The 21291-nt window shown below is 61.9% G+C and carries 20 protein-coding genes; 13 read left to right on the forward strand and 7 right to left on the reverse strand.

What is annotated here, in order from left to right; all coding sequences use genetic code 11:
• Positions 1-171 precede the first annotated feature (171 nt).
• From GRX31_RS22050 to GRX31_RS22065, 4 genes are read left to right on the forward strand one after another with little or no spacing between them, the layout of a single operon-like run.
• On the forward strand, positions 172-828 hold the full coding sequence (locus GRX31_RS22050; protein ID WP_016447065.1) for a response regulator transcription factor: 657 nt from the start codon (positions 172-174) through the stop codon (positions 826-828).
• A 19-nt stretch (positions 829-847) separates the two neighbouring features.
• Positions 848-2020, forward strand: a complete 1173-nt coding sequence (locus GRX31_RS22055; RefSeq protein ID WP_160854802.1) for an EAL domain-containing response regulator — start codon at positions 848-850, stop codon at positions 2018-2020.
• A 25-nt stretch (positions 2021-2045) separates the two neighbouring features.
• A complete protein-coding gene (locus tag GRX31_RS22060) occupies positions 2046-4979 on the forward strand; it encodes a hybrid sensor histidine kinase/response regulator (protein WP_160854804.1) in 2934 nt (977 codons plus the stop codon).
• A 47-nt stretch (positions 4980-5026) separates the two neighbouring features.
• Positions 5027-5719, forward strand: coding sequence for a response regulator (locus GRX31_RS22065; protein ID WP_016451730.1), 693 nt, complete (start codon positions 5027-5029; stop codon positions 5717-5719).
• A gap of 7 nt (positions 5720-5726) precedes the next feature.
• Here GRX31_RS22065 and GRX31_RS22070 read toward each other — a convergent pair whose 3' ends face one another.
• Both GRX31_RS22070 and GRX31_RS22075 read right to left on the reverse strand, forming a co-directional pair.
• Positions 5727-6515, reverse strand: coding sequence for an Hpt domain-containing protein (locus GRX31_RS22070; protein ID WP_237426747.1), 789 nt, complete (start codon positions 6513-6515; stop codon positions 5727-5729).
• A gap of 268 nt (positions 6516-6783) precedes the next feature.
• Positions 6784-7059, reverse strand: coding sequence for an H-NS histone family protein (locus GRX31_RS22075; RefSeq protein ID WP_016447060.1), 276 nt, complete (start codon positions 7057-7059; stop codon positions 6784-6786).
• Between the two features lie 454 nt (positions 7060-7513).
• Between GRX31_RS22075 and GRX31_RS22080 the strand changes: the two genes are divergently transcribed.
• The 5 genes from GRX31_RS22080 (at position 7514) to GRX31_RS22100 (ending at position 13886) form a co-directional block, all read left to right on the forward strand.
• The gene (locus tag GRX31_RS22080; protein ID WP_016447059.1) at positions 7514-7801 is read left to right on the forward strand and encodes a hypothetical protein; all 288 of its coding nucleotides are present in this window, start codon (positions 7514-7516) and stop codon (positions 7799-7801) included.
• Positions 7802-8430: 629 nt separating this feature from the next.
• Positions 8431-9018 (forward strand): (2Fe-2S)-binding protein, encoded by a 588-nt coding sequence (locus GRX31_RS22085; protein WP_016447058.1) that lies wholly within the window; start codon positions 8431-8433, stop codon positions 9016-9018.
• On the forward strand, positions 9015-11315 hold the full coding sequence (locus GRX31_RS22090; RefSeq protein WP_160854806.1) for a xanthine dehydrogenase family protein molybdopterin-binding subunit: 2301 nt from the start codon (positions 9015-9017) through the stop codon (positions 11313-11315). The genes GRX31_RS22085 and GRX31_RS22090 overlap by 4 nt, the downstream gene beginning before the upstream one ends.
• Before the next feature lie 17 nt (positions 11316-11332).
• On the forward strand, positions 11333-12664 hold the full coding sequence (locus GRX31_RS22095) for a c-type cytochrome (protein ID WP_160854808.1): 1332 nt from the start codon (positions 11333-11335) through the stop codon (positions 12662-12664).
• A gap of 82 nt (positions 12665-12746) precedes the next feature.
• A complete protein-coding gene (locus GRX31_RS22100; protein WP_160854810.1) occupies positions 12747-13886 on the forward strand; it encodes an acyl-CoA dehydrogenase family protein in 1140 nt (379 codons plus the stop codon).
• A gap of 4 nt (positions 13887-13890) precedes the next feature.
• Here the strand turns inward: GRX31_RS22100 and GRX31_RS22105 are convergent, their stop codons facing one another.
• Positions 13891-14517 (reverse strand): TetR/AcrR family transcriptional regulator, encoded by a 627-nt coding sequence (locus GRX31_RS22105; RefSeq protein ID WP_160854812.1) that lies wholly within the window; start codon positions 14515-14517, stop codon positions 13891-13893.
• Between the two features lie 142 nt (positions 14518-14659).
• Here GRX31_RS22105 and GRX31_RS22110 point away from each other — a divergent pair, with 142 nt between their 5' ends.
• From GRX31_RS22110 to GRX31_RS22120, 3 genes are read left to right on the forward strand one after another with little or no spacing between them, the layout of a single operon-like run.
• The gene (locus GRX31_RS22110) at positions 14660-15715 is read left to right on the forward strand and encodes a sugar phosphate isomerase/epimerase family protein (RefSeq protein ID WP_043820442.1); all 1056 of its coding nucleotides are present in this window, start codon (positions 14660-14662) and stop codon (positions 15713-15715) included.
• 39 nt (positions 15716-15754) lie between these two features.
• Positions 15755-16651 carry an alpha/beta fold hydrolase gene (locus GRX31_RS22115; protein ID WP_160854814.1) on the forward strand — a complete coding sequence of 299 codons (897 nt, stop codon included), beginning with the start codon at positions 15755-15757 and terminating at the stop codon, positions 16649-16651.
• 2 nt (positions 16652-16653) lie between these two features.
• Complete coding sequence (locus GRX31_RS22120) at positions 16654-17634, forward strand: alpha/beta hydrolase (protein ID WP_160854816.1); 981 nt, start codon at positions 16654-16656, stop codon at positions 17632-17634.
• Positions 17635-17652: 18 nt separating this feature from the next.
• Here GRX31_RS22120 and GRX31_RS22125 read toward each other — a convergent pair whose 3' ends face one another.
• The 4 genes from GRX31_RS22125 to GRX31_RS22140 all read right to left on the reverse strand — a co-directional run bounded on the left by GRX31_RS22125 (position 17653) and on the right by GRX31_RS22140 (position 20265).
• Positions 17653-17862, reverse strand: coding sequence for a DUF4287 domain-containing protein (locus GRX31_RS22125; protein WP_013802290.1), 210 nt, complete (start codon positions 17860-17862; stop codon positions 17653-17655).
• A gap of 71 nt (positions 17863-17933) precedes the next feature.
• A complete protein-coding gene (locus GRX31_RS22130) occupies positions 17934-18845 on the reverse strand; it encodes a bestrophin family protein (protein WP_016447050.1) in 912 nt (303 codons plus the stop codon).
• Positions 18846-18974: 129 nt separating this feature from the next.
• A complete protein-coding gene (locus GRX31_RS22135) occupies positions 18975-19295 on the reverse strand; it encodes a nitroreductase family protein (protein ID WP_160854818.1) in 321 nt (106 codons plus the stop codon).
• Between the two features lie 67 nt (positions 19296-19362).
• Positions 19363-20265 (reverse strand): LysR family transcriptional regulator, encoded by a 903-nt coding sequence (locus GRX31_RS22140; RefSeq protein WP_160854820.1) that lies wholly within the window; start codon positions 20263-20265, stop codon positions 19363-19365.
• 75 nt (positions 20266-20340) lie between these two features.
• Here GRX31_RS22140 and GRX31_RS22145 point away from each other — a divergent pair, with 75 nt between their 5' ends.
• Entirely contained in the window at positions 20341-21279 is a 939-nt protein-coding gene (locus GRX31_RS22145) for a DMT family transporter (RefSeq protein WP_160854822.1), read from the forward strand.
• Positions 21280-21291 lie beyond the last annotated feature (12 nt).

Raw genomic sequence — 21291 nt, forward strand, 5'->3', positions numbered from 1 at the left:
TCTGTTGAATTCTAGGAGTGCTACCTAGGACTGACGCCCGAATTCGCAGCAATTGGGCCAAAAAATCAGACAAATCTTAGATTTTGAAGTGGAAAAATCAGATTAATCCAATTAAATCCTAGTGCGCCACTGCCTAGAATAGGAATGTTCTTCTTGCTAATTTTTTGAGTCATGAAAAATTTCGTCTTGCGGATACTGATTGCCGATGACCATCCGGCGGTTCTGGCAGGCATAGAAAGTGTTTTGGAGGAAAAAAATGAGATAGAGATTGTGGGTCGAGCGAAAAACTCCACGGAAATCATCAATTTTCTCAGGCAGAACGAATGCGATGTGCTGGTGACTGATTATTCAATGCCCGGCGGAACCTATGGTGACGGCCTGGTCATGCTGAATGTCATCCGGCGACGATTTCCCGGCGTCAAGATCGTGATGCTGACCATGATTGAGAATATTGGGATCATCAAGTCGCTTGCCAATCAGGGGATCTACAGGATAGTCCATAAAACAGATTCTTTGGGGAGCCTGGTGCCGGCGATCTATGCGGCATACACAGATGGTCAATTCATTTCGCCAAGCGCAAGCAAACTGCTTGGCGGCGAATGGCTCGGGGCGGTACGAACATCGATAGAACTGTCAAAGCGTGAAGAGGAAGTTCTGCTGCTTTTCATTTCTGGAATGACAGTGTCTGAAATAGCGAAAAAACTCTATCGCAGCATCAAGACGGTCAGTACGCACAAGGTGGCGGTCATGAATAAACTGGGCATCCGCAAGGACATTGACCTCATTCGCTATGGAATAGAGATGGGATGGATTGATGCCAGAAAATAGTCCCGGTCATGGCAAAAGAATGCTAGTTGCCACAAATGATCCGATGGCCCCATATTGGATACAGCAATGTTGCAAACAGCAAGGAATTTTTCACGGCATTCAATGGATCAGCAATCCGGATGAGCTTCTGGCGGAACTGAAGAAATTCAATGCGGATGCGGCCTTTGTGGATATGGATTTCATCGGCGAAAAGCTGATGAAGTTGCTTAATGATCTGGCACTGTCGAAAGTGGATGTTCCCATCATCCTTGTCAGCAGCTGCGAACCAAGAATATTCCATGCGGTCGCTGACTATGCCCGGAGCCTGGCACTCAACATCGTCTGTGCAATATCTCGCTCCAGAATGGCAAGAGAGGTGCCGGTCAACGGGGATTTCCTGCTGCGTATCCTGGGGCGGACCAAGACGGAGGGCCAGCCCAGGACGATCTTGCCGATTCCGAGAGCAAGGTTGACGAACGCTTTGCACAGCGGCGAAATCGTTGCCCATTTTCAACCCTTGCATCATGCAGGCTCGGGCAGGATCATCGGGGCGGAAGCCTTGGCCCGGTGGCCTATTTCGGCCACGGAACTGTTGCCACCTGCTGCGTTCATGAAGGCCATCGGAGACCATGGATTGATGCATGAGCTCACTCTCCAAATGCTCCTGCAGTCCATCTCTTTCATCAAATCGGCAGCACCTTCAGGGCAGTTCATCTGCAGCATCAATGTATCCGCCTCCCTGGCGGCATCCTGGGAGTGGATGGATTCGGCATTGCGCGTGATCAGGGATGCAGGTGTCTCCCCTGAAAATATCGGTTTTGAGGTGACGGAAGATGGGGCGGATGATCTCGAAAAGTCTCTGGGCGGTGTCATTGCGAATTTACGAATGAGTGGCTTTCAGTGCGCAATGGATGACTTTGGCGTGGGCGGCTCAACCCTAGGGCGCCTGCTTAGCGTTCCTTTCAACCAGATCAAGATTGACAAGGCTTTGCTGCATACTGCAAGAAACCAGGCCCATGCAAAGAGAGTGCTGAGCAAAGCGGTGTCGCTTGCGAAAGATGTTCGGGCACAGGTGGTTGTTGAGGGAGTGGAGGACGTTGATGATCTGGGAATGATCAGGAGGATGGATGCCGATGTCGCCCAGGGATTCTTGTATTCCAGAGCACTTTCCTGCAAAGATTTTATCGACTACATGAGGCGATCATTGGCCTGAGCAATGGCTGTATATCGATGTCCAGATGGAAATCCATAAAAAAGAAATTGCAGAAAAGGAAGATCTTCTGCTTCTGGCCAGATATAACAAGAGACTGCTTTTTGGTGGGGGGCTGATCTTTTCTTTCCTTGTGATCATTGTCGCGTTATTTGCGGCATCGTTCGAGTTCAATGATTTCATGGAGGAAAGAAGGTCAATTTTTCAGAACAAGAGAACTAGAATTCTGGTGGAGATAGAAACAAAGCAGGTCATCATGATGCGTGGAATAATCGCATCAGAATTGCTTTGGGGGCAAGCGCATATATCGCAACCGGCGGGAGTTGGCAGGCCGGGCGCTATGATCACGGGTGTGAGTCCGGTGGTTCTGCTCGAGGATAAGGGCGACAAGCCTGCATGCAGGCGATACAGGGACATGCTGGAGGAGCTTGCATACCTGGCAAACTCGAGTTTTCTTCAGGATGGAAGAGCCATATCTGTATATGCCTTCAGTCCGGATGGCGGGTTCATCGGTGCTCTCCTGCCTCAGATTCCAGATGAGCCTGAGCGGGAACGGATGCTCTTGGAGCTTCAGCAACAGATTGCCGGGCTGCCGAAAGACAAAGGCGTTCCACTTCATTCCGGACAAGTGCGCCACCCCATTTGGCTTCCCCCGGCCAAAAGTATTCTGACGGGTGAAATGTCGTTCCAGGTTGTTGTTTCTGCATTCCACAGGGGTAAGCCATTTCTCACCGTGGTGAGTGACATGCCTACCCAGCATATTGAGAATCTGATGCAGCAAGGTGAGGATAGAAGTTCCTTTCTGATCATGGACTCCCAGGGAAGCGTTGCCCTGGGTGTTGAACCAGAGGGCTACAGCAAAGCGGATTTCTTTGATATTGAAACATCGAAATTCCAAGGCAATCTGGTGAGCCGCTATCTTCTGTTCAAGTATGGTGCTGTATACAAGGATGGTTTTTTTCATTACTACTCGAGGATATCGAATACAAACATGATTCTGCTCCACGTGTTTTCGTGGAAGGATGCGGTTTTTCTAAAGGGAAAATCGTTCGTATATTTGATTCTTTCGTTGATATTCATTGTCTTGTTCTGGTGCTTTTTGATATATTTCTACGAAAAGGTATTTATTCCAATATATGAAAAGGCAAAGAATGTTTTCGATACCGAGCAGCTGAGTCGAACCATCATTGCCATGGCTCCTTACGGACTTGGACTTCTTGATTTCAAGGAGAAAAAGATGCTGTTGGAGAACAGCATGATGTTCAAATACAAGGAGAGTGCAGTACTGCGTGGCCCGGTCCCTGGCGAGCTATTGATCGGCTATTTCCACAGAGTTTATGTGGAGAAATATCTTGGTGGCGGGAAAAGTGACTATGTGCCCGTGTCCAGCGAGGTGGTGATTTCCAACGATGGAACCATTGCACAGCTGTCCATGATCATGGTGAAGGCAAAATACCAAGGTCGAAACGTGCTGTTGTGCGGGTTTGCTGATATCACGGCTCACAAGCAGGTCCAAAGAAGCCTGGAGGATGCAAAGAAGGCTGCGGAAGAGGCAAACCATGAAAAATCATCTTTTCTCGCCGTAATGAGCCACGAGATACGCACTCCACTCAATGCGATACTGGGGAATCTGGAAATACTGGGAAGAAGCATTCTGTCCATGGAGCAGAAAACACGGCTGGACATCATTTCGAATTCCTCACATTCTCTTTTGTCTCTGTTGAATGATGTCCTCGATTTCTCGAAGGTCGAGTCTGGTCAGATGAGTGTCGAGATGGCCGGATTCGATCTCAAGTCCGTGATCAGGCAGGTGGCATCCATCTATAAACCCTTGGTGACAGAGGCAAAAATTGAATTTTCCCTGACCATCGATGATTCGCTGAAGTCTGGTTATCTTGGCGATGCTGAGCGCATCAAGCAAATACTCAACAATCTACTCAGCAATGCCTTGAAGTTCACCAAGAGTGGAAAAATAGAGGTATATGCATCCGACAGATCCGGCGAGCTGAACATCAAGGTATCCGATACTGGAATAGGTATTCATCATTCGCAGCATGCGTTCATCTTCGATGCGTTCAAGCAGGCCGGCTCGGAAATCGCCACGAAGTTTGGAGGAACCGGACTTGGGCTGACGCTGTGCCAGCGGATGGCACACCTCATGGGAGGGGAGATCCGGTTTTCAAGTGTCCTTGGAAAAGGCAGCATTTTCGAGCTGGTGCTGCCCGCATACCATGCGCAGCCCGCATCATCCGCTGTCGCTTGGGAGGATGGCGATGTCCTGCTTTCGGAGGACGAACGAGAGGATTTCTCGGCAAGGATTCTGGTGGTGGATGACCACCCTGTTAACAGAATGCTGTTGCTGGATCAGCTGAGGATCATTGGGTATGAGGCCGATTCTGCAGAAGGAGGGGAATCTGCCTTGAGCATGCTGGCACAGCTGGCCTATGACCTGGTTCTAACCGACCTGCAGATGCCCGGCATGAACGGTTATGTGCTTGCACAGCACATCCGTAAGGATTACCCCGGGATTAGAGTGGGGGCAATAACGGCAAACGCAGGCAAGCATGAAAGGGATAAATGTGCCAAATTCGGCATATCTGACATCATCGTCAAACCAGCCTCCCTGAAAAGCATCAAGGAATTCATTGATAGAAATATCGGCAAGTCCGGGGTTTGCCAAGTGGATGCATTGCCGGCAAGAACAAGCAAGATTTCTGGCTACCGTGACATTCTTGTCTCAACAACACAAGCATCCTTGATCTCCTTGAAGAAATCCTTGGAAAAAAGAGATCTCGTGGCTGTGCATAGGGAAATTCATGCCATGAAGGGGGCATTTGCAGTGGCAGGGTTCAATGACATAGTCCAGGCGCTTGATAGGATTTCTTCTCTTGTCAATGCGCGAGATTTTCGAGCGGTCGATGTGGAGCTCGTGAATTTCATGGACGTTCTGAAAGATCTGTGAGAAAGGTTGAAAGCCGGCTAGTGTCAGGTTATTCATATTTACGCGCCATGGACTATAAAAAATACCTGAAAATATCCGTATTGTTGGCGGACGATCATCCTGGGATAATATCAGGTGTCAGGCATGAATTGTCTGGTGAGTCAGAAATTGCATTGAATGGGAGTGTTTCAAATTCAACCGATCTGATTCAAAAGCTGGAAGAGGGAGGTTTTGATGTGCTTGTATCCGATTACTCCATGCCGACCGGGCAATATGGAGATGGACTGCATCTATTCGGATATATATCGAGAAGATTCCCAAAATTGGGTCTGGTGGTCCTGACCATGCTGGATAACTCGGCAATACTGCAGGCTCTGGGTCGTGTCTCGAACATCAGTATTGTCAGCAAGGCCGATCCGGTGCTGCATCTTGTTCCCGCGATCCACGCGGCATTCACTGGCGGAGTTTATTTTTCGCCAGCCATCGCCGAGCGGCTGGAAAGAGGTGGTGCGGGCGGGTTGGGCGGAGTGCAGGGGGAGAGAAGAGTGCCTGCCGAGCTGAGCCCCAAGGAGTCCGAGGTAGTGCGGTTGTACGCTGCTGGCCTGCGCATTGATGAAATTGCAGCCAAGCTCAACAGGAGCAAGAAGACCATCAGCACGCAAAAAGTCAAGGCCATGCAAAAGCTCGGCATAGAGCGAGACATAGACCTTATGAAATATGCCTTGGAATGTGGGTGGGTGACATCATCGAGATCTCAATGATGCATGTTCATTCCACCTTCAGTGCCTGTATGTCCTGGATGACTGCTTCAAGCTGGAGCTCCAGCAGCGAGAGCGAATGTCTGTGATATGCCAGCCCATCATGGCCCATGCGGCTTTCCAGGTCGGCGCACCGTATTGACAACTCGACCAGATCAAAGAATCTCAGTGAGCCAGACAGGTTGTGAAGCTCTCTTTGCACATCTTCGCAGTTTGGGCTGGATTTGATGGTTGCCAGAGAAGAGCGCGCAGATTCCAGGAAGGCATTTCTGATGGGTGGCGCAATTTTCTCGAAATGAACGACTTCGTCAGTCGGCAGGAGGCTGTCGGGGTTGGCATGCGTTGAATGGATCGCCATCGTCAGCGCATCAAGAATCCCCTGCGGTGAATGCCAGGATACCGCGATGATGCGGGCATTGATCACTCTGGGCTGCATGGGATGGCTGGCTTCACATTCGATGATGCGTGCCGCTCCTGCCACCAGGCGGTTTTCGTCCTTGGGATTCCATGAGGTCTTCGGCCCGCACAGCACGACAACGTGGAACTTCTGTAGCCGATCCTGGCGAATCGCGGTGGGATGGCGGCATGCCGTGGTCACCAAACCCCACTCCTTGAGCAAAGGGAGCAGATGGGCGTGCTGATCGTCGCATGACGAGATGAACAGAATCTGCTGTCCTGAAAATGGCAGATGGGGCCGCAAGAGTGCATCTGCGACAGGTGTCGTTCCAAAGGCGGTCGGTAGCTTGTCAGGACGGCGTGCGGTGGGGGCACTGTCCAGGGCGGAGATCTGTTTTGTCATGGAAGGCCGAACGTCGGGGGCCGGTCTCTACAGCGAGAAATTTCAAGATGCAGATCAGGCCGACTGATTGAACCACGGCATCCATCCACAGTGCATGTCTAAGGGCATGTGCGCGTGCTTGCCGCGATTGCACGGGGCCAGGCCTGGGCAATGCCGCCCTGCAGAAGTGCAGGCACGCCAATTCAGGTGCACGTTCCAGGTGGGGCCAGAATGAAAAAAGCCTGCAAGTGACTGCAGGCTGTTTTCATGGAGGCGTTTATCCAGGGCTTCAGATGGCGAACTGGGCGCGATCCTTGTCCTTGATCCAGGCGGGCGGCTTGCCGCGTCCGGTCCAGGTGTCACCTGTCTCTGGATTGCGGAACTTGGGGGCCACGGTGGAGGAGGCGCGGCGTGCCGTGAAAATGTCGTCGGCTGTCAGGCCGTAATCCTGAACCAGACCGCGAATCTTGGCGATCACATCACTGACTTCTTGCTTGCGTGCTGTCTGGATCTGGGCCTCAAGTGCTTCGCGCTGCGCCAGAAGTTCTTTGTATGTGTTGCTCACGGTAGTTTGCCTTTCATGGATTGAAGCGCGAATATTAACTGTTTTTTAAGAACCGGTTTGCATGCTTTCGATTATTTCCCCCTATGACCACCATTGCCCGTCCCGAATGCGTTCAAACTGCCAGGTAAACCTTGGGTAAAGAGCCGTTGCGCAGTATGGCGCTGTATGTTCTGCGGGTTTTCAAAATCCTGTGCACCCTCGCTTTCGGACTGGGCGGAACTGGATAAGCCGTGACTCCGGGTTCTTGGCCGGCGGTGCTGGGATTGAGCGATGCAAGGGCCGCGCTTTACCCAAACTCCGGTGCGGATTCGGAATCCTTCAAGTCCAGTCTGTACGCTGCTTGCCAGATGAGATGCGAACAAATCAGAGGGTGTGGCCGTCCCGTCGACGTGCCTTGTGCAAGCGTCTGGATTTTTCTGTGCAATGCTGTTTATTTGTACAGTATGATGCAGTCATGAGCATCGATCAGATCGCCTTCGCACTCCCCGCAGCCCTTGCCGTCTGGCTGTCCCAATCCCGTTCCGCCGCGCTTCGGCGATGGGCCTGCCTCTTCGGCCTGGGGGGCATGCCGTACTGGATTTACAGCGCGCTGTCTGCCGGGCGCTGGGGCATGTTGGCCTTGGCCTGCGTGTTTGCGCTGGGGTGGCTTTGGGGGCTGTGGGTGCACTGGCTGACTCCCCGGCGGCGTGTGGCCATGGATTCGGGCCTTGGCACGATCCAGATCACGCCGGGCACCCGCTGATGCTTGGGGTTGCAGCCAGCAGTCTTGCGTGGTGCCGATCCTGCAGACGAGCAGGTGTTTTGCAGGCGCTGCGCATGATGCGTTCGTGAATTTCAAGCGTTCTCACTGGAATTTGATGCAGGTAAAAGCCGAGTGTTTTGCTGGGTTGGTGTGATTTTCGAGCCGACGCGTTGAACGCCTGGGCGGGCTGCGATCTCTATGCCCGGCCGTGCATGGCTGAAAGATCCGGACGGAAATTGCTGCAGCGTGTCCTGCCCTCCTGTGCACTGTGGTGGTGCACTCCTTTTCGCTCTTGGTGCAGGCTCACTGATCAGCCTGCTGCGCTGTGCTTTCGTGGATATTTCCGATGGATGAGTTTGGTCTTGTGCATAAAAAGCCACGGAATTCCGCAGTCTGTGCGGGTGCCGGGATGGCGGCCCACTGGCAGCGGCGAGCAAGTGCGAGGCATAGAATCGTTTGCATACAACAGGCAGCCAGCCATCCGACTTGCCTCTAAAAACCACGTGAAATAGCCCACCCCGCCGGCGGTGGGCTTTCTTTTTCGGGCCCTGCTGCGGCGTGCCTGACGCCTGATTTTTCAGTGCGCACCTATGGTTTGCACCTGTTGTCAACCACAAGGTTTGCACACGATGAAATTCACTCTCAACCAACAAGAGGTCGAGATCCAGGGCGTGAGCCCGGAGACGCCGCTGCTTTATGTGCTGCGCAACGACATGCAGCTCAATGGCCCCAAGTTCGGCTGCGGCCTGGGCGAATGCGGCGCATGCGCCGTGCTGATCGACGGCAAGGTGGCCCGCTCCTGCTCCGTTCCCGTGAGCGTGGTCCAGGGCATGAAGGTCACGACGCTGGAAGGCCTGTCCCAGGATGCGACCCAGGCCGAGCACGCCCGGGTGGCGCGTGACTGGGAAGCTGCCCATCCGGCCGCCGTGCCGGGAATGCCTGCCGGCAAGCCGTCGGCTGACACGCATGGCAAGACCGTCCACACACTGCACCCCGTGCAGCAGGCGTTCATCGACGAGCAGGCCGCCCAGTGCGGCTACTGCACCAACGGCATGGTCATGGCCCTGGTGGCCTTGTTCGACCACAAGCCCACGGCCACCGACGAGGAAGTCACCCAGGCCCTGTCCGGCCACCTGTGCCGCTGCGGCACGCATGTGGAAATCATGCGTGCGGCTGCTCGCGCCCGCGTGCTGATCGCCCAGGGAGGTGCAGCATGAGTGCATCCAACCCCCTTCAACTGACGCGCCGCAACCTGCTCAAGCTGGGCGGCATGGTCATGGTCAGCTCGGTGGCAGCCGCTGGCCTGGTGGCCGAAAGCACGGGTACGGCGCCCGCCGTGGCCGGCGCCTTCCCCATTCCCCCCATTGACCGGGTGAGCAGCTTCATCGCCATTGGCGCGGACGGCAGCGTCACGGCCTACCACGGCCACGTGGACCTGGGCACGGGCATCCGCACCTCGCTGGCGCAGCTGGTGGCCGATGAGCTCGATGTGGAGTTCGAACGCATCACCATGGTTCTGGGCCACACGGGCCGCACGCCCAACCAGGGCCCGACCATTGCCAGCAACACCATCCAGGTGGACGCCATCCCCATGCGCAAGGCCGCCGCGCAGGTGCGCCAGCTGCTGCTGGGCCTGGCTGCCGAGAAGCTGCAGCAGCCCGTGTCCGCACTGACCACGTCCAAGGGCGCGGTGGTGGCCAAGGGCGGCCGGCGCATCGGCTACGGCGAACTGGCCCAGGGCCAGGACCTGAACATTGCGCTGGACAAGGAAGTGCCGCTGCGCACCGGCGGTTTCAACTACATCGGCAAGTCCGTGCAGCGCGTGGACATTCCGGCCAAGGTGCTGGGCGCGCTGGCCTATGTGCACGATGTGCGCGTGCCGGGCATGCTGCACGGCCGCGTGGTGCGCCCGCCCTATGGCGGTGCCGATGCGTCGGCGCCGCTGGGTAGCAGCCTGATCTCTGTGAACGAGCAGTCGGTCGCTCATCTGCCGGGCATCGTCAAGGTGGTGGTGCAGGGCGATTTCGTGGGCATCGTGGCCGAGCGCGAAGAGCAGGCCATTGCCGCCATGCGCCAGCTGGAGGTGAAGTGGAAGGACTGGGCCGGCGTGCCCGACCTGTCGCTGAACGCCATGCACGACACCCTGGTCAAGCACGAGAAGACCGACCGCATGCTGCGCGAGGACGCGGGCATTGACGAGGCCTTCTCGGGCGCCAAGAAGGTGATCGAGGCCGACTACGTCTGGCCCTACCACCTGCATGCCTCCATCGGCCCGTCCTGCGCCGTGGCCGACGTGTCCGCCAGCCAGATCCAGGTCTGGACCGGATCGCAGAACCCGCACGACGTGCGCAAGGACATCGCCACGCTGACCGGCATGGCGGCCGACCAGATCAATGTGACGCGCCTGGAAGCCTCGGGCTGCTACGGCCGCAATTGCGCGGACGACGTGGCATCCGACGCCGTGCTGCTGTCGCAGGCCGTGGGCCGCCCGGTGCGCGTGCAGCTGATGCGCGAGCAGGAAGCCGCCTGGGAGCCCAAGGGCACGGGCCAATTGATCCGCGTGCGCGGCGGCCTGGACGAGAACCATGCCGTGCTGGGCTATGAGCTCAAGACCTGCTACCCGTCCAACGACGCGGCGGCCCTGGCCCTGATCCTGACAGGCAAGGTGCCCAACAAGCCCAAGGTGCTGCAGATGGGCGACCGTACGGCCATCCCGCAGTACGAGTACCCCAAGATGCGCGTGGTCTCGCAGGATGCGGCGCCCATCGTGCGCGCTTCGTGGATGCGCGGCGTCTCGGCCCTGCCCAACGTCTTTGCCCATGAGTGCTGGATCGACGAATGTGCCTACCTGGCCGGTGAAGACCCGCTGGCCTACCGCCTGCGCTACCTGAAGGACCCGCGCGCCGTGGCGCTGACGCACGCTGCGCACAAGCAGGCCGGCTGGCAGGATGGCCCGGCCCACCGCAACCCCGCGCAGGCCGACCAGCGCCTGGTCAAGGGCCGTGGCTTTGCCTACGCCCGCTACTACCACAGCAAGTTCCCCGGCTACGGCGCGGCCTGGGCCACCTGGATCTGCGACGTGACCGTGGACCGCGAGACCGGCGTGATCAAGGTGGACAAGGTCTTCGTGGCCCATGACTGCGGCGAGATGGTCAACCCGGCCGGCGTGCGCCACCAGGTGCACGGCAACATCATCCAGTCCACCAGCCGCGTGCTCAAGGAGTACGTGACCTTCGACAGCAAGGGCGTGACCTCGCTGGACTGGGGTGGCTACCCCATCCTGCGCTTTGACGAGCTGCCCGAGATCGACGTGCAACTGGTCGAGCGCCCCGGCGAAGACCCCATGGGCGCGGGCGAATCGGCCTCCGTGCCCAGCGCCGCCGCTGTCTCCAACGCCGTGTTCGACGCCACCGGCGTGCGCCTGCGCGAAGTGCCGTTCACCCCGGCACGCGTGCTGGCCGCACTCAAGGCAAAGGCTGCCGATGCAGCCCCGGCCGACAAGGCACAGAACTGAGAGCGGAGGACCGGAACATGCACACACTCAAGAAAATCACCCTCGGCGTGGTCGGCCTGGCCGCCGTGGCCGGCGCCGCCTTCTGGCTGGCCACGGGCCGCAGCGAGATCGCGCCCCTGCAGCAGATCCCGGTGCAGGAATTCAGCCAGCAGCAGATCGACCAGGGGCGCCGCCTGGCGCACATGGGCGACTGCGCTGTCTGCCACACGGCACCGGGCGGCCAGCGCAACGCAGGCGGCCTGGCCATGCCCAGCCCCTTCGGCACCATCTACTCGACCAACATCACGCCCGATGCCGAAACCGGCATCGGCCGCTGGTCGTACGAGGCCTTCGAGCGCGCCATGCGCCATGGTGTGGACCGCGAGGGCAACTACCTGTACCCCGCCTTCCCGTACACGGCATTCACCCGCGTGACCGATGAGGACATGAAGGCGCTGTATGCCTTCCTTATGACCGAGCCGGCTGTCTCCAACGAGGCACCCAAGACCGCGCTGAACTTCCCGTTCAACGTGCGCCGTGGCCTGGCCCTGTGGAATGCGCTGTACCTGGAGCCGGGCGAGCAGCCGGCGCCGGCCAACCAGTCGGGCGAGTGGATTCGCGGCGCCTACCTGGTCGAAGGCCTGGGCCACTGCGCCGCCTGCCACTCGCCGCGCAACCAGTTCGGCGCCGAGAAAAAGGGTGCCGACCACCTGGCCGGCGCCTTCATCGACGGCTGGGATGCGCCCGCGCTCAACGACAAGGCCGTGGCTCCGCTGCCCTGGACGCGCGAGGACCTGGTCCGCTACATGCAGACCGGCTTCTCGGAGCGCCACGGCGTGGCCGCCGGCCCCATGGCGCCCGTGATCGAAGGCCTGTCCCACCAGACGGCCGAGGACATCAACGCCATGGCCACCTACCTGATGTCGTACCGCAAGCCTGTGGCCGATGCCGCTGGCACGGGTGACGCCGAGGCGCTGGTGAAGGAAAAGACCGAGGTTGCCAAGCTGCCGGTCGACGCCCAGGGCTATCGCCTGTACCAGGGCGCCTGCATGGCCTGCCACCGTGCCGATCCCAGCGGCGTGCTGGCCGGCAGCAGCTTCGGGGTGCGTCCCCAGCTGTCGCTGAACACCAACCTGTACAGCGACTCGCCGACCAACGCCATCCATGTGGTGCTCAACGGCATCACGCAACCGGCGCGCCCGCAGCTGGGCACCATGCCCGCCTTCCGCCACAACCTCAGCGACGATCAGATCGCCACGCTGCTCAACACCATGCGCAGCCAGTACGGCCTGCAGCCATGGCCTGGCCTGAGCGACAAGGTCAAGGCCCTGCGCGAGGAAACACGCCCCGGCAAGGTGGCGGCGCACTGAGCTTGCGCCGCGTCATCTGCGCAGCCTGTGTGCTGCGCTAGGATGGCAAGGGACCGCTGTTCCCACAGCGGTCCCTTTTTTTATGGTGACCCGCAAGATGACAAGCCCCATGCCCGACCCCATGCCTGAGCCCATGCCCAATTTCCCCCTGCTGACCGACGCCAACCGCCAATGGCTGGATGCACGTGCCCAGGCGCTGGATGCCGGCAACGGCGAGGCCACGGCCGCCGTCGTGCCCTATCTGGCCGAAGCCGGGCTGCTGGGCCACGGCTTGGCTGATGCCTTGGGCGGGCAGGGCGGCAGCGCCGGCGATGCCATCGAGGCGATTGCCCAGGTGGCCACGCACTCCATGTCCGCCGCCTTTGCCTTCTGGGGCCAGCGCGTGCTGATCGAGATGCTGGCGAACACCGGCAATGCGGCCCTGCGCGAGCGCTGGCTGCCCGCGCTGCTGGCGGGCGAGGCGGCCGGTGCCTCGGGGCTGTCCAACATCATGAAATTCCTCAGCGGGTTGGAGGCACTCAATATCCGCGCCACGGCCCGGGAAGGGGGCGGCTGGCTGCTCAACGGCAGCGTGCCCTGGTGCACCAACCTGCGCGGGCCGCGCTTTCTGGCCGCCATTGCCGTGGCGCGTGACGACGGCGCGCCGCCCATGATCGTGGCCCTGCCGTCCGACCGGCCGGGCCTGGAGCGCTCGCCGGATCTGGAGTTGATTGCCCTGCGCGGCACCAACACCGCCGCCTTGCAGCTCAAGGACGTGGCCATCACCGAAGACGATCTGCTGGCCGAGCGCGCCGGCGGATTCCTGCCGCGTGTGCGGCCGGCCTTCCTGGGCATGCAATGCGGCCTGTCCATCGGGCTGGCGCGCGCGGCCTGTGCGCAGGCCGCCTCGCGCATGGGGCAGGGCGGGCATGTGCTGCAGCAGCCGCTGGACGATACCCGCAGCCATCTGGAGCAGGCGGTGGCCGCACTCAGGGCTGGTGTCGAGGCCGGCGATTTCGTGGAGGCACCCGAGCGGCTTTTCGCGCTGCGCCTGGCCCTGCACGACTGCGTGCAGCAGGCCATGCAGCTGGAGCTGCAGACGGCCGGTGGCCGCGCCTACAGCCTGGATGCGGACGATGGCTTTGCCCGCCGCTGGCGTGAATCGGCCTTCATCCCCATCGTCACGCCCAGCGTGATCCAGTTGCGCGCCGAGCTGCAAAAACTGCAAAAGCTCGGCGCCTGACGGCTCAGCCCGCCTTGGCAGCGGGCTGCAGCGCCGGCTCCAGCGCCGTGTCCAGCAGCAGCAAGGCGGTTTGCACTGCAGCCAGCAGCCGTTCGCGCGGCACGCCATCGCGGGCCTGCACGGAGATGCCGTGCAGTTGCGTGGCATAGAAATCCCCCAGCGCCTGCACATCGGTGCCGGCGCGCAACTCGCCTTCATCCAGCGCGCGCTGAAGGCGGTCGATCAGGGACTGCGTGCGCTGGCGGCGGTGTTCGGCCAGCCAGGCGGCGACTGCCTCGTTTTCCTCGGCGCAATTGGTGGCGGCGGTGACCACCATGCAGCCCAGCGGATGGGCATCGTCCGTATAGGTGGCCACGGCATCGCGCAGCACGCGGGCCAGGGCGTCGCGCACGCGCGGCTCCTGGGCCATGGCGCGTTCGGCAAAGCCGCCATCACCGGCCTCGTAGCGCTGCACGGCCTCGCGGAACAGGTCCTGCTTGCTGCCGAAGGCCGCATAGATGCGCGCTGACGCAATGCCCAGCGCCTGCACCAGGTCGGCCATGGACGTGCCCTCGTAGCCGCGCCGCCAGAACGCCAGCATGGCGCGCTCCAGCGCCTGGTCTCGGTCAAATTCCCTGGGTCTTCCGGCCATCTTCCTCATCCTTCTCAACAGTCAGGGCGGCATCTTAGCGGCGCCTTGATGCTGTCTTGCATCGGCTTCGCAAAAGCAGCCGCGTTGGCGTGATACTATTCTTTGTCGATCAACAAATAATAGCTCAACGCAAGGAAATCACATGCAGACCATCAAGGGCCCCAGCCTTCATCTGGCGCAATTTGCCGACAACAAGGCACCGTTCAATTCCCTGGAAGACATCGCACGCTGGGCAGCCGGCGTGGGCTTCAAGGGCCTGCAGATTCCCGCCTGGGACCAGCGCCTGTTCGACGTGGCCACGGCCGCCAGCAGCCAGACCTATTGCGACGATGTCAACGGCATGCTGGCCTCGCACGGCCTGGTGGCCAGCGAGCTGACCACGCACATCTTTGGCCAGCTCGTGGCCGTGCACCCGGCCTACGACGCCATGTGCGACAGCTTTGCGCCCGAGGCGCTGCGCGGCAATCCGGCCGCACGCACGGCCTGGGCGCTGGAGCAGCTCAAGCTGTCGGCCAGTGCATCGCGCCGCATGGGGCTGAGCGACATGGGCACGTTCTCGGGCTCGTTCGCCTGGCCCTATCTGTTCCCGTTCCCGCAGCGCCCGGCCGGCCTGATCGAAACCGCCTTCGAGGAGCTGGCGCGCCGCTGGCGCCCCATCCTCGACGCCTGCGACGAGCAGGGCGTGAACCTGTGCTACGAAATCCACCCCAGCGAAGACCTGCACGACGGCACCAGCTTCGAGCGCTTCCATGAGCTGGTGGGCCAGCACGCACGCTGCAAGATCCTGTTCGATCCCAGCCACTTCGTGCTGCAGCAGCTCAACTACCTCGACTACATCGACATCTACCGCGAGCACATCCGCATGTTCCATGTGAAGGATGCGGAGTTCCTGCCCAGCGGGCGCCAGGGCATCTACGGCGGCTATTCCTCGTGGCTGGAGCGGGCAGGGCGCTTCCGTTCGCTGGGCGACGGGCAGGTGGACTTCAAGGCCATCTTCTCCAAGTTCGCCCAGTACGACTACCAGGGCTGGGCCTCGCTGGAATGGGAGTGCTGCCTCAAGGACCAGGAAGACGGTGCGCGCGAGGGCGTGGACTTCATCAACCGCCACATCATCCGCGTCACCGACAAGATCTTTGACGACTTCGCCGGCGCTCCCGTGGACCAGCGCCAGATCAACGCCATGCTCGGCATCGCCTGAGCAAGCCCGCAGCCAGAGAACCTCAAAAAGAAGCAAACAATGAACGCTTTCACATCGAACGCCCTGCGCAAGCAGGAAGACCAGGCCTGCGGGTTCTCGCACGACTACGTGCGCATCGACGGCCGCCGCATCCACTGCATCACGGCCGGGCAGGGCGCGCCCGTGCTGCTGATCCCGGGCTGGCCCCAGACCTGGTATGCCTGGCGCCACGTCATGCAGGCGCTGGCGGCGCAGGGCTTCCAGGCCATTGCCGTCGATCCGCCGGGCACGGGCTTTTCCGACCGGCCCGACACCGGCTACGACACGGGCTCCATCGCGCTGACCCTGCACCGCACCATGCTGGCGCTGGGCCATGAGCGCTACCAGGTCGCCGGCCACGACGTGGGCATGTGGGTGGCCTATGCGCTGGCCAGCGACCAGCCGCAGGCCGTGCAGTCCCTGGCGCTGACCGAGGCCGTGATCCCCGGCCTGGCGCCCGAGCCCAGCATCTTTGCGCCGCCCGAGCAGAACATCTTCCTGTGGCACTTCATGTTCAACCAGCTGGCCGACCTGCCCGAGACCCTGATCGCGGGGCGCGAGCGTGCCTACCTGGAATTCATGTTCAACCGCTGGTCGCTGCGGCGCGACCGCGTGGCCGTCGACGTCTATGTCGATGCCTATGCGGCGCCCGGTGGCCTGCGCGGCGGCTTTGCCTACTACCGCGCCATTCCCGAAACCATCCGCCAGAACCGCGAGCGTGCGCTGCGCCCGCTGGCCATGCCCGTGCTGGCCATTGGCGCCGAGCACGCCACGGCCGATGCGCCGCTGGCCACGCTGCGCGGCCATGCCGATGACCTGTCGGGCGTGATCGTGCCGGGCTGCGGCCACTTCATCATGGAGGAAGTCGCCGAGCCCTTCATCGCCGAACTGCTGCCCTTCCTGCAAAGGACGCTGTGACCATGGGCCTGGACGCTGACATTGCGCGCTATCTCGCCGAGCTGGCGCAGGCAACCCAGGCCGTGGCCCCGCCCACGCAGCCCACGCTGGCGGCGCTGCGCGAGGCCACCGACGCCGGGCTGCGCGCCCTGCACGGCCCGGCCGAGGCCGTGGCCCGCACCGAAGACTTCACGCTGCCCGCGCGCGACGGTGCACCGCTGCGCGTGCGCATCTACCGGCCGCTGGCCTCGGACACACCCACGCCCCAGCCCGCCCTGGTCTTCGCCCACGGCGGCGGCTGGTGCCTGGGTTCGCTGGAGGTCTACGACAACCCCTGCCGCGCGCTGGCCATGGCAACGGGCGCCGTCGTGGTCTCGGTGGACTACCGGCTGGCGCCCGAGCACCGCTTTCCCGTGCCGCTGCATGACTTCTGCGATGCCATTGCCTGGACCTTTGAGCAGGCCGATGCGCTAGGGCTGGACAGCAGGCGCATCGGCGTGGCCGGAGACAGCGCGGGCGGCAACCTCGCGGCCGCAGCCTGCCTGCTGGCGCAGGAAAAGCAAGGCTGGGGAGCGGCGGGCGCACCGGCCATCGCCCACCAGCTGCTGCTGTACCCGGCACTGGACGCGGCCATGGATTCGCCGTCGTTCCTCCAGTTTGGAGAGGGCCACTACCTCACGCGTGCGGCCATGGAGTACTGCTATGGCGCGTACCTGGGCGATGCGGCATCGGGGCGGCACGAACTTGTCTCTCCGCTGCGCGCGGACCACCTGGCAGGCCTGCCCCAAGCCACGGTGATCAGCTGCGAATACGACCCGCTGCGCGACGAGGCCGAAGCCTATGCGCAGCGGCTGGCGCAGGCCGGTGTGGCGGTGCAGGCTGTGCGCCTGCCCGGCATGGTGCACGCCTGCATGCACATGCTGGGGCTGGCGCCGGCATCACGCCGCCTGTTTGACGAAGCGGGTGCCGCCGTGCGCCAGGCTTTCGGCACGGCCATCGGCTGATGGATTGCTGGGTGCAGGTCAGGCCTGTGCCAGGAACACGGCCACCAGCGCATTCGCATGGCCGTGCCCCATCTGGTGCTGGGCCTTGAGCCAGCCCACCAGTTCCATGTGCTTGCGGGTGTCCTGCTGTTGCAGCAGGTCCATCCAGTGCGCAATCGGCTGGCCGTAGGTCTTCTCGATGGAAGGGAAATACGAGGCCGGTCCCTTGACCTTGCTTGTCTCCGTCATGGCGCTTGTCCTTTTTCTGTGATGCGGGTGGCAGATTGTGCCGCTGGCGCTGTCCGGGCCGGCAGGCAGGGTCAGGTCAGAAACAGCACATCCTTGTGCTGCGGCGCAGGCGGCAGCACCTCGCCGGTCAGCTCGCGCAGCGTGGCCTCGATCATCTGCGACATGGCGTCCAGCGCCAGGTCGTTGGGCGCCGTGCCGAAGGGCTCCTCCAGCTCGGCGCCCAGCGCCTCCAGCGCGAAGAAGGTGTAGGCGATGAAGGCCACGATCACCGGCGTCATGAAACCGATGGAATCCACCAGGCCGAAGGGCAGCAGCAGGCAGTACAGGTAGATGGTGCGATGAATGATCACCGCGTAGGTGAAGGGAATCGGCGTGCCCGCAATGCGTTCGCAGCCGCCCAGTGCCTCGCCCAGCTTGCACAGCGGCGCCTCCATGGCGGGCACCAGCACGGGTTGCAGGCTGCCGTCTTGGCGGCGCGCCTGCAGCCATTCGCCGGCCATGAGCAGCAGCACGGCAGGCTTGAAGCGCGCCGTGGCCAGGCGTTCGCAGTCGGCGGCGGGCAGCAGGCGGCGCATGTCGGCCGCGGCATCGGTGCCGCGCAACTGGTGGCGCAGCGCATGCACAAAGGCCGCCAGAACCATGGCCAGGGCCGGGGCGTGCTGCGGCGCGTCCGTCAAGGTGCGGGCCTGGCGCACCAGGGTGCGTGTCTCGTTGAGCAGGGTGCCCCACAGCGTGCGCGCCTCCCAATAGCGCGCGTAGCTCGTGCTGTTGCGAAAGCCCAGGAAGATGGCCAGCGTCAGCCCGATCAGCGAAAACGGCACGAAGTTCAGCGGCACCTTCCACGCGAACAGCTGGCCGTGCAGCGCCGTGACCAGCACGGCGAACAAGGTGGCGGCCATCAGCTGGGGCAGGATGTCGGGCAGCACGGAGCCTCGCAGCACGAAGAGCATGCGCAGCCAGTGGGGGCGGGGCCGGATGATCATGAAAGCTTGTTCCGTGATGGAAAAGAGGGCGCAAGAGGGTGCAAGAGGGCGCAGCAGCCCCGCAACTCTAACCGCCCCGCGCAGTCAGTGCGCCACCTGCGCGCCACCCTGCACGCGCTGGCTGCGGCTTCAAAGATCGCTGCCGTGGCTGTCGTGGTTGCCGTCTGGCTGGAGAAGGGCCTGTGCCGTGACCGCTGCTGCCTGCTCCGCCTGCCATGCCGTGCGCATGGAAGAGGGCGCCACCGTTGCGCGCGGGGATGGCTGGCTGGTGATGGAGCCCAGGCTGATGAAGCCGGCCAGATGCTCGCCCTCGCGCAAACCCAGCGCTGAATGCAGGGCCGGGTCAAAACAGCGCTCGCCACTGAGCACGATGGCACCAAAGCCCAACTGGTGCGCAGCATTGAGGAGGTTGCCCAGCGCAGCCCCTGCGGCCAGCCATTGCTCGCGCATGGGAACGCGTGAGCGCAGCTATACAGCGAAATGCGTGCGCAGAATGCTTGCCGAACCTCGCCAGGCGTCAGGCCTTGGTCAATTCCTGAGGTGCCTGGCCCAGCGTCGCAATCAACTGCCCATACATGGCATCCACGGCCGCCGAGCCCTGCGAGGCCTTGCTGCGCAGGGCTGAAACTTCCATGGACACCAGCGGCGGCAGCTCGAAGCCGGCCGGCAGGTTCTGCAGCACCTGCAGGTGCGGCGGCACGCTGCAGCGCGTGAACACGGCCACGGCCAGGCCGCTTTCCACAGCGGCCAGCTGGCCGGCAAGGCTGGAGCTGTGATAGACCACGCGGTGCGCGCGCCGCTGGGCCGCCAGGCTGGACAGCGCGGCCGTGCGCGCCAGGCTGGCGGCCTCGTAGACGGCAATCGGCAGGGGATTCTTCCTCCACACCTCGTGCTGCGGCGCGCCCACCCAGACCAGGGGCTCGTGGAACAGCAGGCGCCCACGCTGGGGCCTGTCGCGTGAGACCAGGGCCAGGTCCAGCGTGCCGCGCACCACTTGCGGGATGAGTGCGGTGGACTGCTCGCAGGTCAGCTCGATCTCCACGCCCTGGTAGCGGCCAGCAAAGCTGCGCAGCACCGGCGTCAGATAGGTGGATGCGTAGTCGTCCGGCACGCCCAGCCGCACGCGCCCGGACAGGTCGGGGCCGAACAGAGCCGCCTGCGCCTGGGCTTGCAGCTCCAGCATGCGCCGCGCATAGCCCAGCAGCTCCGCGCCTGCGGGCGTGAGCTGCAGATGGCGCGGGCCGCGCAGCAACACGGGTTGGCCCATGGCGGTCTCCAGCTTCTTGATCTGCATGCTCACGGCGGCCTGTGATCGGTGCAGCAGCGGAGCGGCAGCCGAGAGCGAGCCCGCATCCACCACGGCCACCAGGGCGCGCAGCCAGTCGATCTGCAGGTCGGGGTGGTTCACGGCATGCTCCATGGATTCGAATATCGAATACTAAACCTGCAAACTATTTGCTTTACGAGAATTTGCTGCCACGAGACGATCGTGGCCATGCAAGACAGAACCCATTCCTTACAGGCCGCATCCGTAGCCTCCGCCGCGACCGCACAAGCCGCTCCCACAGCGCAGGAGACACGCGGCCAGTGGCTGATGATCGCGGGCGGCGTGCTGCTGGGCACCGTGGGCGTATTTGTGGAAGAGGCCCGCCAGCACCCGTTGGTCACTGTGCTGTTTCGCTGCGCCTTCGGTGCCCTGGCGCTGCTGGCCTGGGGGCTGGCCACGGGCCGCATGGGCGAGTTGCGCGTGCGCGGCAGGAGCTGGCCGGTGGTGGCGGCCACCGGCGTCCTCATGGTGCTGAACTGGGCGCTGTTCTTTGCCGCCATACCGCGCACCTCCATTGGCGTGGCCACCATCGTGTTCCACATCCAGCCGGTGTGGATCATGCTGTTCGGCACCCTGGTGCTGCGCGAGGCCGTGGCGCCACGGCAGGCGGTGGCCATGCTGGCGGCGTTGCTGGGACTGGTGTTGACCACGGGGCTGCTGGGTGGCGATTCGGCGGCCTGGGGACCGGACCATGTGTCCGGACTGCTCATGTGCCTGGCCGGCTCGCTGTGCTATGCAGCCGTGACCATCCTGGCCAAGACCGAGAAAGTGGTCACGCCGTTTGCGCTGGCCTGGTGGCAGTGCGCGGTCGGCACCGTGCTGCTGCTGTGGGTGCCGCTGGTTCATGGCTGGCCGCAGGCGCCGTCGTCCTGGGCGTGGCTGGCCGGGCTGGGCGTGCTGCACACCGGCCTGGCCTACGCCATCCTTTTTGCAGGCATGGCGCGCCTCACGCTGGGCCGCATCGCCGTGCTGCAGTACGTCTATCCGTTGACGGCCATCGTGCTGGACTGGGTCGTCTACGGGCGTGCGCTGGGCGCGGTGCAACTGGCCGGTGTGGGCCTGATGGCCGGGGCGCTGCTGGTGGTCAAGGCCCGACAGCTGCGATGAGCCGTGCGGGCC

This window comes from Delftia sp. CH05, assembly GCF_009827015.1.
GTDB classification, from domain to species: domain Bacteria; phylum Pseudomonadota; class Gammaproteobacteria; order Burkholderiales; family Burkholderiaceae_C; genus Comamonas; species Comamonas tsuruhatensis.

What these genes read in the sequence shown, in the direction of transcription:
- GRX31_RS22070 (WP_237426747.1), bottom strand. Translation starts at nt 6,515, where the DNA reads ATGACAAAACAGATCTCCGCCCTGGACAGTGCCCCCACCGCACGCCGT.
- GRX31_RS22055 (WP_160854802.1), top strand. Translation starts at nt 848, where the DNA reads ATGCTAGTTGCCACAAATGATCCGATGGCCCCATATTGGATACAGCAA.
- GRX31_RS22060 (WP_160854804.1), top strand. Translation starts at nt 2,046, where the DNA reads ATGGAAATCCATAAAAAAGAAATTGCAGAAAAGGAAGATCTTCTGCTT.
- GRX31_RS22125 (WP_013802290.1), bottom strand. Translation starts at nt 17,862, where the DNA reads ATGACGGAGACAAGCAAGGTCAAGGGACCGGCCTCGTATTTCCCTTCC.
- GRX31_RS22090 (WP_160854806.1), top strand. Translation starts at nt 9,015, where the DNA reads ATGAGTGCATCCAACCCCCTTCAACTGACGCGCCGCAACCTGCTCAAG.
- GRX31_RS22050 (WP_016447065.1), top strand. Translation starts at nt 172, where the DNA reads ATGAAAAATTTCGTCTTGCGGATACTGATTGCCGATGACCATCCGGCG.
- GRX31_RS22145 (WP_160854822.1), top strand. Translation starts at nt 20,341, where the DNA reads ATGCAAGACAGAACCCATTCCTTACAGGCCGCATCCGTAGCCTCCGCC.
- GRX31_RS22085 (WP_016447058.1), top strand. Translation starts at nt 8,431, where the DNA reads ATGAAATTCACTCTCAACCAACAAGAGGTCGAGATCCAGGGCGTGAGC.
- GRX31_RS22095 (WP_160854808.1), top strand. Translation starts at nt 11,333, where the DNA reads ATGCACACACTCAAGAAAATCACCCTCGGCGTGGTCGGCCTGGCCGCC.
- GRX31_RS22130 (WP_016447050.1), bottom strand. Translation starts at nt 18,845, where the DNA reads ATGATCATCCGGCCCCGCCCCCACTGGCTGCGCATGCTCTTCGTGCTG.
- GRX31_RS22140 (WP_160854820.1), bottom strand. Translation starts at nt 20,265, where the DNA reads ATGGAGCATGCCGTGAACCACCCCGACCTGCAGATCGACTGGCTGCGC.
- GRX31_RS22100 (WP_160854810.1), top strand. Translation starts at nt 12,747, where the DNA reads ATGGTGACCCGCAAGATGACAAGCCCCATGCCCGACCCCATGCCTGAG.
- GRX31_RS22105 (WP_160854812.1), bottom strand. Translation starts at nt 14,517, where the DNA reads ATGGCCGGAAGACCCAGGGAATTTGACCGAGACCAGGCGCTGGAGCGC.
- GRX31_RS22115 (WP_160854814.1), top strand. Translation starts at nt 15,755, where the DNA reads ATGAACGCTTTCACATCGAACGCCCTGCGCAAGCAGGAAGACCAGGCC.
- GRX31_RS22065 (WP_016451730.1), top strand. Translation starts at nt 5,027, where the DNA reads ATGGACTATAAAAAATACCTGAAAATATCCGTATTGTTGGCGGACGAT.
- GRX31_RS22135 (WP_160854818.1), bottom strand. Translation starts at nt 19,295, where the DNA reads ATGCGCGAGCAATGGCTGGCCGCAGGGGCTGCGCTGGGCAACCTCCTC.
- GRX31_RS22080 (WP_016447059.1), top strand. Translation starts at nt 7,514, where the DNA reads ATGAGCATCGATCAGATCGCCTTCGCACTCCCCGCAGCCCTTGCCGTC.
- GRX31_RS22110 (WP_043820442.1), top strand. Translation starts at nt 14,660, where the DNA reads ATGCAGACCATCAAGGGCCCCAGCCTTCATCTGGCGCAATTTGCCGAC.
- GRX31_RS22120 (WP_160854816.1), top strand. Translation starts at nt 16,654, where the DNA reads ATGGGCCTGGACGCTGACATTGCGCGCTATCTCGCCGAGCTGGCGCAG.